Genomic DNA, 17,306 nt, shown 5'->3' with positions numbered 1-17,306 from the left:
ATGAGAAACGAGTCTCCGCACCGAGATTCCGTCCACGAGGCGCCGACGCCCGCTGTCGTCGACCGAGCGCGCTTCGAAGCCGAGATCGACAGACTGCGCGCCCGCGAGAAGGCGCACATTCGCCAAGGCGACGACATCGCCGCGGCGCGACGACGCCTGCCCATGGTCGAGGTCGATGCGGGTCTGCAGCTGACAGGGCCCGACGGACCAGTCACCTTGCTCGATGCCTTCGAGGGACGCAGGCAGCTTGTGGCGTACTACTTCATGTGGCATCCACGTAGGCCTGCGCCGGAACAGTGCGAAGGGTGCACGTGGGTGACCACCCAGGTGCAGGAGTTGGGTTATCTTCACTCCCGCGACATCACGTACGCGGTGTTCTGTCAGGGGCCCTACGACGAAAGCGCCCGATACCGCGAATTCATGGGTTGGCGCATGCCGTGGTACTCGGCGCTGCCCTCGCTCGACGCGCTGCTCGTCGGTCGCATCGCCGGCATGATGCACATCGTCAGCTATCTGCGCGACGATGATCGCGTCTTCGAGACGTACTGGACGACGAGAAGAGGTGTCGAGGCAATGGATTACAGCCTCGCGCTGATGGATCTCACCGTCTACGGACGCCAGGAACCATGGGAGGACTCCCCCGCTGGTTGGCCGCAGAAGTGGCTCGTCGACGGCTCAAACACCCGCATCGACGGCAGGCCCATCCCCCAGTGGTCGCGTTTGCAAGCCGGACGCTCCGACGACCTCCGGAGCGACCCAGAAGCAATCGGGTAGGGCATCAGCCAGGCTGGCTACGGCTCCACGACGCGGATGACCGTCTTGCCTGGTGAGCGGTGGGCGGGATCGAACGCAGCCAGCGCCTCGGTGAGGGAGAACACCGCTCCGACAACGGGTTTCAGTAGGCTGTCGCGCAGCTTCTGCTCGAGCGCCACGAGCTGATCGCGGTTGGGTTCGACGATGAAGAACACTGCGCGCCCACCGTCGGGGTGCATTCTGGGTGGCTCGGCGATCGTGACGATGGTGCGAGATGGGCGGTCCGCGCCGCATCTCGGACCTGCGAGCGCCCGGCTAGCCGGGATGCTGCTCGCCTCGGTCAGCGCGCCCCGCGAATGAGGCGGCCTGGGCGTGCCCCGGTGTCGACGCCGTCGCGGCGGGTCACGACTCCGTTGACGATCGTGGCGGAGTACCCCGACGCACCCTGAACCAAGCGCTGACCGCCTGCCGGCAGGTCGTAGGCCATTCGCGCCGGATGCAGCGTGATCGCATCCATGTCGATGACGTTGAGGTCGGCCTTCTTGCCGACCTCGACGACACCGCGGTCCGACAGACCGAACAACTGCGCGGTGTCGCGGGATTGCTTGCGCACCACATACTCCAGCGGCAGCTTGTCGCCCCGGTACCGGTCGCGCGCCCAGTGCGTCAGCAGGAACGTCGGGTAGGACGCGTCGCAGATCATGCCGCAGTGCGCGCCGCCGTCGGAAAGCCCGACCACACCCGCCGGATGCATCAGCATCTCGCGAATCGCGTCATGGTTGCCGTAGTAGTAGTTGTAGAACGGCAGCATCAACATCGAGGTCGCGTTCTCCTCGAGCATCAGGTCGTACAGGGTCGTCAACGGGTCCTCACCGCGTTCGCCGGCGATCTTTTCGACGGTGCGTTCGACGGTGGGCTCGTAATCGGGCGGATCACCGAGGGCGTAGATGCGTCCAAGCGAGTATTGAACGAGCGCGAACATGTTGTCGAACAACAACTTCGGGTCGGGCGGCAGGTCGTCCTCGGCGAGGATCGCGGCCTTGACGGCAGGTTCGGTGAGCCGCTGCGCCAACTCCGTCCGGCTGCACTCCGCCTTGAGGCGTCGGAACGTCGGACGATGCGTGAAGGCGTGGTGACCGGGAAAGCCGAACAGCATCCCGAACGGACGCGCCGCGATCTGTGGGTACAGCTCACTGCCCGCTTCGTGCGCCGCAGCCGAGATGTCCAGCTGTTCGCGCCAGAGATCGGGAGCGGCGTCGACCTGGATCATGCCGAATGAGATCGGCCGGTCGATCTCCGCGCCGAGGCGCTGCATCCACTCGAGTTCCTTCTTGGGCGCGATGATGTCCTCCCCCGCGACGCCTTGCGGCGCCAGCTCGAACACCGCCCGCCCGCCCGCGGCCATCGCCCGGCCGAGGCCGAACAGCTCGTCCTCGGCGGCATACGTGCCAGGCACCGGTTCGCCGTCGATGGCGCGATGGCCGAGCGTGCGCGATGTCGAGAAGCCGAGCGCGCCGGCCTCGATGCCCTCCTGCACGAGGCGCGCCATGGCGGCGATGTCCTCTAGGGTGGCCGGCTCGTTGCGGGCGCCCCGATCCCCCATCGCGTAAGCGCGCACCGCACCGTGGGCGATCTGACTGCCGACATCGATGGCCAGGTCGTGCTTCTCGATGACGTCGAGATATTCGGGGTAGCTCTCCCAGCCCCAGGAAATGCCCTCGGTGAGCGCGGCGCCGGGAATGTCCTCTACACCTTCCATCAACCCGATCAGCCAGTCCTCCCGGCCCGGCCGCACAGGCGCGAAGCCGACTCCGCAGTTGCCCGCGACGACGGTCGTGACGCCGTGTCCGCTCGACGGTTCCAGCAGGCTGTCCCAGCTGACCTGGCCGTCGTAATGCGTATGGATGTCCACGAAGCCCGGCGCGACGATCTTGCCTCGTGCATCGATCGTCTCTGCGGCCTCCCCTTCGAGCGCCGTGTCGCCTGCGCCGCGACGGCGGACCTCGACGATCTTGCCGTCGCTGATCCCCACGTCGGCTGCGAAGCGGTCCGCACCCGTTCCGTCGACAACGGTCCCGTTGGTGATCTTGAGATCGAACACGATTACTCCCTAGCGAGGCGGTCCGGAGGGCTACGGTGGCCAATGTAACACCGTTACAGACCGGTGGCGCCGAATAGAAGGGCCAATCGTGACGGACACCGTGCAAGCGCCCAGCCAGCGCGAGGACGCCATCGGCACTCCGCCGACGAGCCCGACGCGGGTCCCCGCTGACCGCTACCACTCCTCGGCTTTTGCGCAGCTCGAACGCGGCCGCATGTGGCCGAAGGTGTGGCAGGTCGCCTGCACCGTCGACCATGTCGCAGAACCCGGCGACTACTTCGAATACACGTGCGGTCCCTACTCGGTGCTGGTCGTCCGCGGTGACGACGGCCGGCTTCGCGCATTCCAGAACGTGTGCAGACACCGGGGCAACTCGCTGTGTTCGGGGGCGGGTTCGGAGCTGCGGGAGCTCAAGTGCGGATATCACGGGTGGACGTGGGACCTGTCCGGAGCGCTGAAGCGCGTGCCCAACCGCAAAGGCTTCGGCACGCTGCGGATGTCGGAGGTTCCGCTGTTCGCAGCCAACGTCGACACGTGGGAGCGGCTGGTCTTCGTCAACCTCGACGTCGAGGCGATGCCGCTGAACGAATGGCTCGAGGCGGTGCCGGCTGACATCGCGTGGTGCGGCCTCGGCGACTTCCGGTGCTACGCCACCATCACCGTCGAGGTCGATGCCAATTGGAAGACGATCGCCGACGGGTTCAGCGAGACCTACCACATCCAGACACTGCATCCCGAGTTGCACAGGTGCATGGACGATGTGCATGCGCCGCAAGTGATCTGGGGACGGACCGGCAAGTCCGAGCAGGTCTACGGCGTGCCGAGCCCACAGATCAAGGAACCACTCTCGGACGCCGACGTATGGGAGGCGTATGTGAGCACCCAGGGCGCGCTGATGGGGGTCGAGGAGGGCACCCCGTTTCCCGACGACCGACAGCCTGGTCAATCGGTCTCCGATGTGATCGCCGAGCGGACAAGGGAATTCGCCGCCCAACGCGGGGTCGACCTGAGCTGGACCACCACCGACCACATCATGCGGCTGCATCAGTACAACGTCTTCCCGAACATGTCGCTTCTGGCCAACGCCGATCACTTGACGGTGTTGGCCGCCCGCCCCGGGCCCGACCCGGATCACGGCGAACTGGTGATGATTCTGTGGGCCCGGATGCCACCAAGCGCGCCACGGATGAAGCCGGCCGACATGCGGATGACAGCCGGCGAGGCGCACCCCGGCCTGGTGCTGAGCCAGGACATCGCCGTGCTCGCGGGCCTGCAGCGCGGCCTGCATCAGCCCGGTTTGACGCATCTGACGCTGTCAGGCGAGGAGCGTCGCGTGATCAGCATGCACAGGAACCTCGAGGGCTATCTGGATCTGCCGGCGGCGCAGCGGATGACGGGGGGTGAGACACCATGAAGGAATCCGTCGACGCGGAAACGATCCTCGACACCGCGGCCGGCCTGATCGAGCTTCACGGTGTCGATGCCTTCAGGATGCGTAATCTCGCCGAGGAGCTCGGGGTGGCAGCGACCTCGATCTACTGGCACATCGGCGGCCGCGACAAGCTGTTCGACAGTCTCGTCGACCGGCTACTGAGCCAGATGGCCCATCTGCCCGCCGATGGCGAGACACCTGTCGATCGCATTGCCTCACTCGCCCGTTCGCAGCGGAAGGTACTCATCGAACGACAGCATCTGTTGGCGATTGCGCATGAGCGCGATCGAACACCGTTGCTGTTTCTACCGATTCAGCAGACGTTGGCTGCGCAGCTGGCCGAAGTCGGCATCACCGGAACCGATGCCGCGCTCATTCTGCGCGCGATTCAGGTCCATGTCATCTCGTCGGCCGTCATGCAGTTCTCGGCGGTTCGCGGCGCCAAGCATGACGAAGAGGACCCTTCGTTGTGGAGCGAGGACTGGCCCGACCGGTCGCTCGTGGAGGCGCTGCAGGCACCGACCGACTACGACGCCGTATTCGAATACGGCCTCAGCGCGCTTCTTGCGCCGCTGAGGAAGCGCGGCGCCGCCGGGTAGCGCCCCACAGTCCGACACCGATACCCACGACCGCGCCTCCGAGGCCGATCAACTGCTGCGATTGCTTCATCTCGGAGTGCACGCTCATCCCGCCGAGCAGGTCCGCGGCATCGGCCCCGCCCGAGGCGAGAAACCAACCGCGCGTGTTCTTCCCGCGCAGCGCCGACGACATCAGCAGTCCGCCGATCAGCGCGTCGCGGTAACCCATCGAACGCAACAGCAGGCGCGCGGTCGGGGCCGGCTCGTCGGGATCGCCCCACAGCCGGTTCGCGCGAAGCGGATCGACGAGGAACGACACTCCTGACGCGAGGCGAATACCGCCGACGACGAGCGCGGCGCGGTCCATGGGCATGGCAGCAGCTTAGGACGCCGCCGTCGCCGACTGTGCCGCACGCGTGATCGCGTCGGCCGAAAGGTCGATGTCGTCGTCGGTCGTCGCCCAGTTGGAGACCGACACCCGAAGGACGTACCGGCCGTTCCATGTGGTGCCGCCCAGCCAGCAGGTCCCGTCGCGCTGGACAGCGGCGACTGCGGCCCTGTTGGCGTCGTCGCCGCCCGGCAGAGCTACCAGCACCTGGTTGAGCACGACGTCGTTGACGACGTGCGCGCCGGGGATCGTCGCCAGCCGGTCGGCCATCCGCCGAGCCTGAGCGCAGTTGCGGTCCACCATCTCGGCCACCCCGGCCCGGCCCAGCGACCGCAGCGCCGCGTAGATCGGCACCACGCGTGCGCGCCGGGAGCTCTCGGGCACGAAGTTGGTGCTGTCGCGTTGCCCGGCGTCGGCCACCAGGTACGGGCCCGCCAGGCTCATCGCGGCGACATGGGCAGCCGGGTCGGCGACGATGGCCATCGCGCCGTCGTAGGGCACGTTCAGCCATTTATGCGCGTCCACCGCCCACGAGTCGGCGCGGTCGACGCCGGTCGTCAGGTGGCGGAGGCTGGGCGCCGCTGCCGCCCACAGCCCGAAGGCAGCGTCGACGTGAAGCCAGGCGTCATGGGCGGCACAGGCATCGGCGATGGGTTCGAAGGGATCGAACGCGCCGGTCGCCACGTTGCCCGCCTGCGCGCACACGATCGCCGGACCGGCCGAAAGAGCCAGCGCTTCTTTCAGCGCGTCGGGACGTATCCGGCCCTGATCATCGGCGGCAACCCGAACCGCCGTATTGCCGCCGAGGCCGAGTTGGCGCAGGGCGGTGTCGATCGTCGCGTGGGCCTGCTCGCCGCAGAAGAGGCGTATCTGCGGGGCGCCGATGAGCCCGTCGTCCTCGACGTTCCAGCCGGCCTTTGCGAGTACCGCGTGCCGCGCGGCGGCCAGGCATGTGGTGTTCGCGCCCTGGCCCCCTGTAACGAATCCGACGCTGGCGTGCTCGGGCAGTCCGAGCACATCGACCACCCACGCCGACGTGATCTCCTCGATCGCGGCGGCCGCAGGAGACAGGGCGTGAAACGCCGCGTTCTGGTCCCACGCCGACACCAGCCAGTCCGCGGCGAGCGCGGCGGGCAGCGCCCCGCCGATCACGAACCCGAAGTGGCGTGGGCCTGCCGTGGCCACCAGTCCGGGCTCTGCACCGGCGGCCAGCGCCGCGATGACGGTCTGCGGATCCTCGCCCTGTTGGGGCAGCGGGCCGCCGAGCACCTCGCGCACCCCCGCCGCGTCGACGCGGGCGGCCACCGGGCGATCGTCGAGACCGTCGAGGAACTCCTGTGCGTGTTGCGCGGCTACGGACAGCCCTGCGGTGCGATCGCGCATGGAAAACCCTATCTGCGGGGGCGTTACAGCCCGAACTGGTCCTCGATCACGCCGAGCCAGATCTGGGCCGCGTCGATCGCCACCTTCTCGCTGATGAACGCGTGCTGGGTGCCGGTGTAGACGTCGCGGAACGCCCGCTCGAGCCTGCTGCCTTCCCGGATCGAGCTGGTGCCCGCGACCAGATGAGCCCACTCGGCGCACTCGCGTGCCACATCGGTGGCGTACACCGCGGCCGCGCGCATGTCCGCGCGCAGCATCGGAGTCAGGTCGTCGCCCGCGGCGACCGCCGTTTCGGCGGTGGTGAACGCGTCGAGCACCAGGAGGTGTGCGGCCCGCCAGGCCGAGACGTGGTGCGCCAGACCTTTCTGGAAGGTCGGGCGGCTGGCCAGTGAGGCCATGTCACTCATCCGGAACTTAGTGGCCGCCAGCTCGGTGACGTCATCGAGCATGCTCTTGGCCACGCCGAGCGCCCACGACGCGTGTCCCGCTGCGGTGACGGACATCAGCCCCATCCGCGTGGCGGGCGAACTTCCCCGCCGCGGCGTGCGCGAGAACAGCGCGAAGGTGCGGTGCGCGGGCACGAACACGTCGGAGGCGCTGTAGTCGTAGGAGCCGGTTCCCTTGAGGCCCTGGACGAACCAGCCGTCATTGAACGCGATCTGCTCTCGCGGTACGACCGCCACCTGCATGTCGGGGATGCCCTCGGCGATCCAGCGCATCTCCCCGTCGTCCATCGGGAAAAAGCCGGCGGCGACGTACTCGGAGTGCCCGGTGCCGGAGCCGAAACTCCACGATCCACTCAACCGGTAGCCGCCGTCGACGACCGTGCCCTGACCGTTGGGGAAGAACTGACCGCCCATCGTGACCCGGTTGTCGTTGTCGGTGAACACCTCGGCGAAACCGGCGTCGGGCAGATAGGCCGCTGCGGCGAATGCGGACGGCAGGTTGGCGATGCCGACCCAACCGAATGACCCGTCCTGCCAAGCCATCTCGATCCAGGTCTCGATCATCTCGGCGAAGGACGGCTCGTCACCGCCCGCCGCGATCGGGTTGAACGCCGACATCAGCCCGCCGTTCCACATCGCCTCGACGACCGCCGGGGTGAGAGTGCGGCTGCGCTCGGATTCGGCGGCTTCTGCCGCCACCAGCTCACGCATGTCGCGTGCCAATCCGACAATCCGGCTGGGGGCTTCGGCTATCGACGTCACCCGCCTGACCCTAGCGGCGGGACCGTGTCACTAGTTCCCGAACGCGCCACTTAGATATGCGGCCCGGCACGCCCGCCGCGCCAGCTTGCCGCTCGTCGTCCGCGGGATGGCGCCCGCCGGAACGAGCCGAACGTCGGCGACGCTGAGTTCGTGTCGGCGCGACACCTCTGTGTGCACGGCCTCGACGGCGGGACCGGGGTCAGCGCGGCGGGTGCCCGAAGCCCGCTCGGCGACGATCACCAGTCGCTGGCCGTCGGCAGACGGCACGGTGAACGCGGCGACATAGCCACGGCGCACCATCGGGGAGGCGTCGGCGGTTGTGGTCTCGACGTCCTCCGGGAACAGCCGGCGGTCGTCGACGACGATGAGATCCGCGATGCGTCCGGTGACGTAGAGCTCGCCGTCGAGGTAGAAGCCCAGATCGCCGGTGCGCAACCAGGTCGCGTCGGCCGGGGCACCGGTGGCGTGGCTGTTATCGGCGGTACGGGAACGCAGGACGGCGCCGAAACTCCGCTGCGTGTCCTCGGGACGTTCCCAGTAGCCGCGACCGACGTTGTCGCCGTGCACCCAGAGCTCGCCGAGTCGGCCGTCGGGCAATTCAACGCGGTCATCGGAATCCACGACCACGCACCATTGGCTTCGGGCGATCTGACCGCATGAGACGTGTGGGGCGGCGCCAGGAGTTTCGGCGTCGACGCGCACCGCCTCACCCTTCTCCAGCCTGTCGCGGTCGAAATGGGTCACCGTCGGGGTGGCGGTCGGTGCGATGGTCGAGACGAACAGAGTCGCCTCGGCGATGCCGTAGGACGGCTTGATCGCCGTCGGCGGCAATCCGTACGGCGCGAAGGCGGTGGTGAAAGCGTCGATGGCCTTGGTGCTGACCGGTTCCGACCCGAGGATCAGTACGACATTGCTGAGGTCGACATCTTCCCCGCCGGTAGGCAAACCACGTTGCGCGGCGTATTCGCAGGCGAAGTTCGGTGCGGCCGTGACGACGCGCCCGGTTCGCGACTCGACCGACAGCGCGTGGATCCAGCGCTCGGGTCGGCGAACGAACGCCGCGGGCGACATCAACGTGGAGTGCCCGCCGTACACCGTAGGAAAGCCGATCATCGAAAGGCCCATGTCGTGGTAGAGCGGTAACCAGCTGCAGCCGTGCGTGTTTCGATCGAGCAGATCGATCGACAGAATCATCTGTGTCAGGTTGGTGCCCACCGCCCTGTGCGTGATCTCCACGCCCACCGGGTCGCGCGTCGAGCCCGATGTGTACTGCAGGTGGGAGATGTCCAAGGTGTCCAAGGGCACCGGCACCAACGCATCCCCGACCGAATCGGGGACTTCGTCGACGACGATGACATGCGGCCTCGGTTTCAATCCGATCAAGGTCAGCGCCGCCTCGACAGCCGCCGACGCTGACGACGTGGTCAGGACGACAGCGGGCCGTGAGTCGTGCAGCGTGATCGCGAGCCGTTCGGCGTGGCCCTGCATCTCGGGTGCGAACAACGGCACCGCAACGGTTCCCGCCTTGATGGCGGCGAAGAATCCGGCGACGTAGTCCAGGCCCTGCGGGGCAAGGACCGCCACCCGATCCCCTCGGGACGTGAATCGCTGGACCTCCGCGCCGATGGCGCGCATCCGCACACCGAGCTGGGCCCAGGTGAGTTCTTCGGCGTGCCCGCCCTCGGAGCGGGTGTGGTCCAGATAGCGGTACGCCACGGTATCGCCGACGTTGGCGATATTGCGTTCGATGAGTGAGATCAGGGTGATCTCCGGCGGCAACGCGATGTTGCCGTGCCCGTCGAGGACGTCCTCTATCTGCCATAGTCCCTGCTGGACTGCGGGTTCGACCCGTGCGTCGACTGCCATGCGCTCATCATAGTTTACTGTTACCACCAGTTGCACTAACCGGGCGGTGTGGTCATGGCCACTGCCATCGGCGAAGATCGGCGGGTGAGCGATCCCCGGCCAACGGTGCCCGCACTTCTCCGACGATGTGTGTCCGACTTCGGTTCGCAGACCTATGTCGTCACGCCCACCGATCGGCTGACATACCAACAGGCCGAACAGCGGTCGGCCGACGCGGCGCGCTGGTTGCTGGCTCATGGTGTCGGCAAGGGCACTCGCGTAGGTCTGTTCTTCGCCAACGGTGTCGAGTGGATCGTGTGGTGGCTGGCGGTGTCCCGCGTCGGCGCGCTGGCCGTGCCGCTGAGCACGATGTACGCCTCCGCAGAACTCGCGAAGGTGTTGCGGCTCGCCGACATCGGTGCGCTGGTCGCCCCGGCCTCCGTGCTCGACATCGACGTCGTCGAGCGGCTCGAGGCCGCCCTGCCGGAGCTGCCCGGCCAGACAGGCGCGGCGTTGTTCGTGCGGGCAGCACCCTATCTGCGACGCATCGTGCTGACCGCCGACCCCGCGTCGTGGGCGACCCCGTGGCGCGACGATCCGGATGAGGTTGCGCCGCAAGACATGTTGGCTGCCGTCGAAGAGGAGGTGTCACCCGCGGATCTGGCCGTGATGGTGCACACCTCCGGCTCCACCGCGGACCCGAAGGGCGTTCTACACACGCACGGCACCCTGGTTCGGCAGACATCGACGTGGCCCGCTGCCATCCGAACCGTGACACGTTCGACGGGCTCGGCCAGGATTCTCTGTGCAATGCCGTTTTTCTGGATCGGCGGGCTGCTTGCCGCCACGGGGGCTTTGCACGACCCCGTCACGCTGCTCATCCTGCCTCGGCTCGACGCCGAGGCGGCACTCGATCTCATCGAGCAGGAACGCGCCACCGGGATAGTCGGCTGGCCGGCTTTCACCCAGCGGCTGCGCGAGCACCCGTCATTCGCCGGTCGTGACCTCGCCAGCGCACCGATGCTCCGCGACGGTCCGCTGGACATCGCGATGACCGACGTCCCTGACGGATTCCCGGTGCACCGCACTATGTCTGAGACCGCGGGCAGCTTTGCGCACACCGAGATGAGGATCGTGAACGAGCACGGCGAACAGGTCAGCGACGGAATAATGGGTGAGCTTCTCGTCCGTGGCATCGGGGTGATGTCGGGCTACAACAAGCGCGAACGGTTCGAGACGTTCGACGCCGACGGCTGGTTTCACACCGGCGACCGTGTCTACCGCAAGCAGGGCGATCCGCGCCTGTTCTACGTCGGGCGCACAAGCGAGCTCATCAAAGCCGCCGGTGCGAACGTGTCACCGCTCGAGGTCGAGTCAGTGATCGAACAGTTCGCCGACGTCGCACAGTGCGTGGTCATCGGGATCGACGACCCGGTGCGCGGCGAGGAGGTGTGCGCGGTGGTGGTGCCTGCGCGCGACGGCATCGACATGGATTCGATCGCCGCCCGCACGCGCGAGCAGTTGTCGGCCTACAAGGTGCCGACTAGGTGGGTGCGCGCGACGAGCGATCAGATACCGACGCTGCCCAGTGGCAAGGTGAACCGAAAGGGTCTGCATGCGCTCGTCATCGGCGGCGTGCTGCACGATTAGCCCGCCGAGATTCGCTGCGAATCGGCTTCAGTAGGCCCGGGCAATGTAGGCGATCGCACCTTCATCATCGTCGGGTAGTGCTCCGCCGCCGGACTGCAGACATCGCACTGTCACGCCGGCTGCGGCGAGTTCCTGCTCCCCCGAAGACCCGACCACGCTCCACGGCACGCGTGCCACGCCGGTCTGCGCGACGTCGCGGACCTGCGCGAGTGTCGCGCAGTCGGAGACGACCGAGTCCCGTCGCTGCGTAGCCGCGCCGAGCATGTCGGTCTGGACGCGGGCGGTCAGTCTCTGTGCCTCTTCGGCGACGGCGTGCAGAGCCCGCGTGCTCTTCTCACGCGTGTCCCGGCGGTACAGGACGGCGTTGTCGGCGGCGACTTCGCGCGGGCCGATCTCGACCCGGATCGGCACGCCCTGCAGATCCCACTCCGTCGCCCGCCAACCGAAGCTCTGGTCGACATCGTCGTCGAGACGTACGCGCAGCCCGCGCCGCTCGAGTTGCCAACCAGCGTCGACGCAGCGCGGCTGACGGCGCCGTCGGCGTCCTTGATGACGAGGACGACCACTTGAATCGGCGCCACCGCCGGTGGCAGGACCAGGCCCGCGTCGTCGCCGTGGCACATGATCAGGCCGCCGAGCATCCGGGTTGACGATCCCCACGACGTCGTCCAGCACAGCCGCCTTGTGCCGTCGGCATCGGAGTAGGTGATGTCGAAAGCGGTACTGAATCGCTGACCGAGTTCGTGTGAGGTGCCCATCTGCAGGGCCTTCGCGTCTCTCATGATGCCCTCGCAAGTCATGGTGTTGGCGGCTCCAGCGAACCGTTCGCGTGCGGTCTTGACGCCGACATCACCGGCACGGCGAGCACATTGCGCATGAAATCCTGGTACACCTCGCGAAGTATTTTGCGGGCGTACTGTCGTGCGTCGGACTCGCTGGCGTGCGCGGTGTGGCCTTCCTGCCACAGGAACTCCGTGGTGCGCAGGAAGATTCGCGGCCGCATTTCCCATCGCACGACGTTCGCCCACTGATTGAGCAACAAAGGAAGGTCGCGATAGCTGTCGATCCACTTGGCCATGTACTCGCCGATGACGGTCTCGCTGGTCGGCCGGATGGCAAGTGGCTCGGCCAGCTCCTTGCCGCCACCGTGTGTCACGACGGCGAGCTCGGGGCTGAACCCCTCGACGTGTTCTGCCTCCCGCTCGAAGAAGCTCAACGGCATCAACAGCGGGAAGTAGGCATTGCTCGCCCCGGCGGCCTTGATCCGCTGGTCGACCTCCGCCTGCATCCGCTCCCAGATCGCGTAGCCGTGCGGGCGGATCACCATCGTGCCGCGCGCAGGCCCGTTCTCGGCGAGCTTTGCCTTGGTGAGCACTTCTTGGTACCACCGGGGAAAGTCGTCCTGCTGACTGGTCAGCACCGCCATGGGCGTGACGTTACGGAGCGAAGCCGGCGAAAGTCGCGCGATTTTCGGCCTACGGCAGGGTGGCCTCGACAAATAGACCCGTGGTGCATCGGCGCCCACCACCTGGCTGGCGACTGCGGCGGCCCGCAGCAGCGCCTCGTCCCAGAACCTTGTGCGTACGACGATCTGAATCGTCGACCGCTCACCAGCGTCGGCGATCGCCGCCTCCAGCCGGTGCCCGCCGAGCGCTCACTGCGGTACAGATTCCTGGGCCGAAACCGTACATCGGTGAGCGCTCGCGGGCGCATGACCGCATCGGCTCAGGTGATGACCCGAACGAGGTAGGGCGCCATATTGGCGGTCCGCACCGGCGAAACCGTCACCACCGGATCGCCGGCCTCCAGCATCTGGTTGTTTCCCAGGTACATCGCCACACTCTGACTTCCGTTCGGGCCGTAGAAGATCAGGTCGCCGGGCAGCGCCTGCTGCGGCAGCACCTTGCGGCCCGCGTTGTACTGCGCGCCGGACGAGCGCGGCAGCTTGACGCCCACACCGGCGTAGGAATACAGCATCAGACCCGATGCGTCGAAGCCGACGGTGCTGGCCATCGGGTCCAGCCCGACGACATGGCCTTGCCGGTCGAGGCCAAGGGCGTTGTCCGTCGGTCCGCTACCCCGGGTCGGGCCGTTGACGTCGCCGCCACCGAAGGAGAACGGGACCCCACGCTGCGCGAGGCCTCGAGCGATCACGTACTGGATCAACTGCTGGTTGCTGAGCGGTCGGGTGACGTCGGCGAGCGCCAGACCGGGCGTCGCCATCAACACGGCAACACCGACCACCAAGGCGTAGATGCGTTTCATGTCGAACTTTCTCTTCCTTCAGTTCACCGCGACCACAATGGGCGACCCGTTGGTGGACGGAAATCACCTCAGCTACTTGTACAACCTGGCGTCGCCAGGGGCCATCCGCCGCACGGCACATCCGCCAATGAGAGGCCGTAACGTGACGAAACGGTGATCGGCGTGCTTGCATAACGAGGTGAGCGAGTTCTTCCCCTACCGCTTCGACAAGCGGTTCGCGCCGATGTGGCTTGCCGCAGGCGCGTTGCCGTGGCGCGACGGCGTCACCATCACCGACGACGGCCGCTTCGTCGCCACCTTCGGTCTGCTGCGCGTCGACACGCCGGTGGGAAACATCTCCGAGACCCACGTCGCCGGTCCTTATCGATGGTGGACGGCGGTCGGTCCCCGACTCTCGTTGGCCGACGACGGTCTGACGTTCGGCACGAATCCGGCGAGCGGTTTGTGCATTCACTTCCGGGAGAAGATCAAGCGGGTCATCGGGTTCCGCGACCACTCTGCGCTCACCGTCACCGTCGCCGATCCGCAGGCACTCGGGGCGCTGCTGGACGGCGGCCGGGAATAGCGTCGCGCCCGCGTTGTTGACCGGTTGGTACAGAATTGCCGGATAGCGCAACGGAGGCGTCGACATGACCACGATCAATCTGCGGGACGACAAGATCGTCGCGCTCGTCACGGGTGCGAACCGAGGCCTGGGCAAGCGCTTCGCCACCGAACTGGTCGCGCGGGGAGCCACGGTGTACGCCGCGGCGCGACGGCCCGAGACGATCGACATTCCCGGTGTCGTGCCCGTCGCGCTGGACATCACCGACCCCGAATCGGTGCGCCGCGCCGCCGAGATCGCAGCAGATGTGAACGTCCTCGTCAACAACGCCGGTGTGTCGACGCAGTCGAACCTGCTGTCGGGCCCCGTGGACGACATCCGGCTGGAAATGGAAACCCACTACTTCGGCACGTTGCAGACTATCCGCGCCTTCGTGCCGGTGATCGAGGGCAACGGCGGCGGGGCGATCCTCGACGTCCTCTCGGTCCTCTCCTGGGTGCACGCCGCCCAGTTCGGCGCGTACTCGGCGGCCAAGGCCGCGGGTTGGGCGATGACCGACGCAGTCCGGGAGGAGCTCGCACCGCTCGGCATCCACGTGGCGGCGCTGCATGTCGGTTTCATGGACACCGACATGGCGGAGTTCGTTCCCGCCGATCAGAAGCTCGATCCGGCGGTGGTTGCCGCTCAGGCTCTCGACGGCTTGTTCGCGGGCGAGCCCGAGATCCTGGCCGATGAGCTGACGCGCACGGTGCGTTCACAGTTGTCGCGGCCTCCGCTGGTGGCCGACTACACCGAGTAGTACCTCAGGCGCAGTGGCTGCGGAATCGGCACTACGGGAGAAACGTGGGCCGTAGTGTTGATTCATGGCCATCGTCGAAACAGATGCAGCGCCCCAGACCCCGTTCGAGCAGGATGTCGCCGCGATGCAGCGGTATTTCGACAGTCCTCGCTTCGAGGGCATCATCCGCCTCTATTCGGCCCGCCAGGTAGTAGAGCAGCGCGGCACGATCGGCACTGATTACCCGGTAGCCCGCCAGGCGGCGGCAGCCTTCTACGACCGGCTGCGCGAGCTCTTCGCCCAGCACAAGAGCATCACCACCTTCGGGCCCTACTCCCCCGGCCAGGCGGTCACGATGAAGCGGATGGGCATCGAGGGCATCTATCTCGGCGGCTGGGCGACATCGGCAAAGGGGTCGACGACCGAGGATCCCGGACCCGATCTCGCAAGCTATCCGCTGAGCCAGGTTCCCGATGAGGCCGCCGGATTGGTGCGCGCGCTGCTGACCGCAGACCGCAACCAGCAGTACCTGCGCCTGCGGATGACCGACGACCAGCGCGCGGCAACCCCCGCCGTCGACTTCCGGCCGTTCATCATCGCCGACGCTGACACCGGCCATGGCGGAGACCCGCACGTGCGCAACCTGATTCGGCGGTTCGTCGAGGCGGGCGTGCCCGGCTACCACATCGAAGACCAGCGTCCCGGCACGAAGAAGTGCGGTCATCAGGGCGGCAAGGTGCTCGTCCCGTCGGACGAACAGATCAAGCGGCTCAACACCGCCCGCTTCCAGCTCGACATCATGGGTGTCGCAGGGATCATCGTCGCGCGCACCGATGCCGAGGCCGCCAACCTGATCGACAGCCGCGCCGACGAGCGCGACCAGCCGTTCCTGCTCGGTGTCACCAACCTCAGGATCCCCTCCTACAAGTCGTGCTTTCTGGCGATGGTGCGAAGCTTCTACGAGTCGGGCATCACACACCTCAACGGGCATCTGCTCTACGCCCTGCCTGAGGGCGAGTACGCGGCGGCCATCGCTTGGCTTGAGCGGCAAGGCATCTTGGCGCTCATTGCCGACGCCGTGGCGACATGGCAACAGGACGGCGACGAGGCGGTCGACGCCCTCTTCGACAAGGTCGAATCACGTTTTGTCGAGGCATGGCAGAACGATGCGGGGTTGGAGACCTACGGTGAGGCCGTCGCGGATCTTCTCGAGTTCCGTGAACGCGAGGGCGAAGCTCTCGAGATGAGCGCCGCCGATTGGCGCACGTTCGCCGCGACGGCGCCACTCTACGAGGCTCGCCAGAAGGCGCGGGAGCTGCGGGCCGACGCCGGCTGGGACTGTGAGCGGGCGAAGACTCCCGAGGGCTACTACCAGTTGCGCGGCGGCATCCCGTACGCGATCGCGAAGTCCCTTGCCGCGGCGCCATTCGCCGACATCCTGTGGATGGAGACCAAGACCGCGGACCTGGCCGACGCCAAGCAGTTCGCCGACGCCATCCACGCCGTGTATCCCGACAAGATGTTGGCGTACAACCTCTCCCCGTCGTTCAACTGGGACACCACCGGTATGAGCGATGACGAGATGCGCCGGTTTCCAGAGGAAATCGGCAAGATGGGCTTCGTCTTCAACTTCATGACCTACGGCGGCCACCAAATCGACGGCGTCGCAGCCGAAGAGTTCGCCGGGGCGCTCAAGCAGGACGGGATGCTTTCGCTGGCCCGCCTTCAGCGCAAGATGCGTCTAGTGGAGTCGCCGTACCGCACTCCGCAGACTCTGGTCGGGGGGCCGCGTAGCGACGCCGCCCTGGCAGCGTCCTCCGGCCGGACGGCCACCACGAAGTCGATGGGCGAAGGCTCAACACAGCATCAGCACCTCGTGCAGACCGAGGTACCCAAGAAGCTGCTCGAGGAGTGGCTGGCGATGTGGGGCGAGCACTACCAGCTCGGCGAGAAGCTGCGCCTCCAGTTCCGTCCGCTGCGCCCAGGTGGCGAAGTGCTCGAGCTCGGCATCTACGGCGGGGCCGGTGGCGACGACAAGCTCGCCAATGTCCTCGTCGATCCCATCAAGGACAGGAACGGGCGCAGCATTCTGACGGTGCGCGACCAGAACACGTTCGCATCGCAACTGCGGCAGAAGCGGCTGATGACGTTGATTCATCTGTGGCTGATCCACCGGTTCAAGGCCGACGCGGTGTACTACATCAAGCCGACCGAGGACAACATCTATCAGACCGAGAAGATGAAGTCGCACGGCATTTTCAGCGAGGTCAACAAGGACGTCGGTGAGGTCATCGTCGCCGAGGTGAATCAGCCGCGCATCGAGGATCTGCTGGCGCCCGACCGCGAAGCGCTGATGCGGTTGATTCGCAAGGAGGACTGAG

General features: G+C 66.9%; 16 protein-coding genes. 7 read left to right on the top strand and 9 right to left on the bottom strand.

Annotated elements, in window-relative coordinates; genetic code table 11:
* The gene (locus C6A82_RS15070) at positions 1-774 is read left to right on the top strand and encodes a DUF899 family protein (RefSeq protein ID WP_105344009.1); all 774 of its coding nucleotides are present in this window, start codon (positions 1-3) and stop codon (positions 772-774) included.
* Between the two features lie 17 nt (positions 775-791).
* Here the strand turns inward: C6A82_RS15070 and C6A82_RS15065 are convergent, their stop codons facing one another.
* A complete protein-coding gene (locus C6A82_RS15065; protein ID WP_105344007.1) occupies positions 792-992 on the bottom strand; it encodes a hypothetical protein in 201 nt (66 codons plus the stop codon).
* Positions 993-1,093: 101 nt separating this feature from the next.
* A complete protein-coding gene (locus C6A82_RS15060; protein WP_105344005.1) occupies positions 1,094-2,854 on the bottom strand; it encodes an amidohydrolase family protein in 1,761 nt (586 codons plus the stop codon).
* Positions 2,855-2,942: 88 nt separating this feature from the next.
* Between C6A82_RS15060 and C6A82_RS15055 the strand changes: the two genes are divergently transcribed.
* Both C6A82_RS15055 and C6A82_RS15050 read left to right on the top strand, forming a co-directional pair.
* On the top strand, positions 2,943-4,268 hold the full coding sequence (locus tag C6A82_RS15055; RefSeq protein ID WP_105344003.1) for an SRPBCC family protein: 1,326 nt from the start codon (positions 2,943-2,945) through the stop codon (positions 4,266-4,268).
* Positions 4,265-4,885, top strand: a complete 621-nt coding sequence (locus C6A82_RS15050; RefSeq protein ID WP_311101360.1) for a TetR family transcriptional regulator — start codon at positions 4,265-4,267, stop codon at positions 4,883-4,885. The genes C6A82_RS15055 and C6A82_RS15050 overlap by 4 nt, the downstream gene beginning before the upstream one ends.
* Here the strand turns inward: C6A82_RS15050 and C6A82_RS15045 are convergent.
* From C6A82_RS15045 to C6A82_RS15030, 4 genes are read right to left on the bottom strand one after another with little or no spacing between them, the layout of a single operon-like run.
* Positions 4,839-5,237, bottom strand: a complete 399-nt coding sequence (locus C6A82_RS15045) for a DUF4267 domain-containing protein (RefSeq protein WP_105342037.1) — start codon at positions 5,235-5,237, stop codon at positions 4,839-4,841. The two genes, C6A82_RS15050 and C6A82_RS15045, sit on opposite strands and share 47 nt — an antisense overlap.
* 9 nt (positions 5,238-5,246) lie before the next feature.
* A complete protein-coding gene (locus C6A82_RS15040) occupies positions 5,247-6,635 on the bottom strand; it encodes an aminotransferase class V-fold PLP-dependent enzyme (RefSeq protein WP_105342038.1) in 1,389 nt (462 codons plus the stop codon).
* A gap of 23 nt (positions 6,636-6,658) precedes the next feature.
* The gene (locus tag C6A82_RS15035; protein WP_105342040.1) at positions 6,659-7,843 is read right to left on the bottom strand and encodes an acyl-CoA dehydrogenase family protein; all 1,185 of its coding nucleotides are present in this window, start codon (positions 7,841-7,843) and stop codon (positions 6,659-6,661) included.
* 30 nt (positions 7,844-7,873) lie between these two features.
* On the bottom strand, positions 7,874-9,709 hold the full coding sequence (locus C6A82_RS15030; protein WP_105342042.1) for a fatty acyl-AMP ligase: 1,836 nt from the start codon (positions 9,707-9,709) through the stop codon (positions 7,874-7,876).
* 54 nt (positions 9,710-9,763) lie between these two features.
* Here C6A82_RS15030 and C6A82_RS15025 point away from each other — a divergent pair, with 54 nt between their 5' ends.
* A complete protein-coding gene (locus C6A82_RS15025) occupies positions 9,764-11,338 on the top strand; it encodes a class I adenylate-forming enzyme family protein (protein WP_311101359.1) in 1,575 nt (524 codons plus the stop codon).
* Between the two features lie 27 nt (positions 11,339-11,365).
* Here C6A82_RS15025 and C6A82_RS15020 read toward each other — a convergent pair whose 3' ends face one another.
* The 3 genes from C6A82_RS15020 to ripD form a co-directional block, all read right to left on the bottom strand.
* Positions 11,366-12,013, bottom strand: a complete 648-nt coding sequence (locus tag C6A82_RS15020) for a His/Gly/Thr/Pro-type tRNA ligase C-terminal domain-containing protein (RefSeq protein WP_233216689.1) — start codon at positions 12,011-12,013, stop codon at positions 11,366-11,368.
* A 121-nt stretch (positions 12,014-12,134) separates the two neighbouring features.
* The gene (locus C6A82_RS15015; protein WP_311101358.1) at positions 12,135-12,764 is read right to left on the bottom strand and encodes an aminoacyl--tRNA ligase-related protein; all 630 of its coding nucleotides are present in this window, start codon (positions 12,762-12,764) and stop codon (positions 12,135-12,137) included.
* Between the two features lie 299 nt (positions 12,765-13,063).
* Entirely contained in the window at positions 13,064-13,603 is a 540-nt protein-coding gene (gene ripD / locus C6A82_RS15005; protein ID WP_105341603.1) for an NlpC/P60 family peptidoglycan-binding protein RipD, read from the bottom strand.
* A gap of 178 nt (positions 13,604-13,781) precedes the next feature.
* Here ripD and C6A82_RS15000 point away from each other — a divergent pair, with 178 nt between their 5' ends.
* The 3 genes from C6A82_RS15000 (at position 13,782) to aceA (ending at position 17,305) form a co-directional block, all read left to right on the top strand.
* Positions 13,782-14,168, top strand: a complete 387-nt coding sequence (locus C6A82_RS15000; RefSeq protein WP_233216712.1) for a hypothetical protein — start codon at positions 13,782-13,784, stop codon at positions 14,166-14,168.
* Between the two features lie 64 nt (positions 14,169-14,232).
* The gene (locus C6A82_RS14995; protein ID WP_105341602.1) at positions 14,233-14,946 is read left to right on the top strand and encodes an SDR family oxidoreductase; all 714 of its coding nucleotides are present in this window, start codon (positions 14,233-14,235) and stop codon (positions 14,944-14,946) included.
* Positions 14,947-15,010: 64 nt separating this feature from the next.
* A complete protein-coding gene (aceA, locus tag C6A82_RS14990; protein ID WP_311101357.1) occupies positions 15,011-17,305 on the top strand; it encodes an isocitrate lyase ICL2 in 2,295 nt (764 codons plus the stop codon).
* Position 17,306 lies beyond the last annotated feature (1 nt).

Origin of the sequence: Mycobacterium sp. ITM-2016-00318, assembly GCF_002968285.2 — a bacterium.
Classification (GTDB): domain Bacteria; phylum Actinomycetota; class Actinomycetes; order Mycobacteriales; family Mycobacteriaceae; genus Mycobacterium.
Note: the sequence above shows the minus strand (reverse complement) of the source record. Positions and strands in the feature narration are given on the sequence as shown.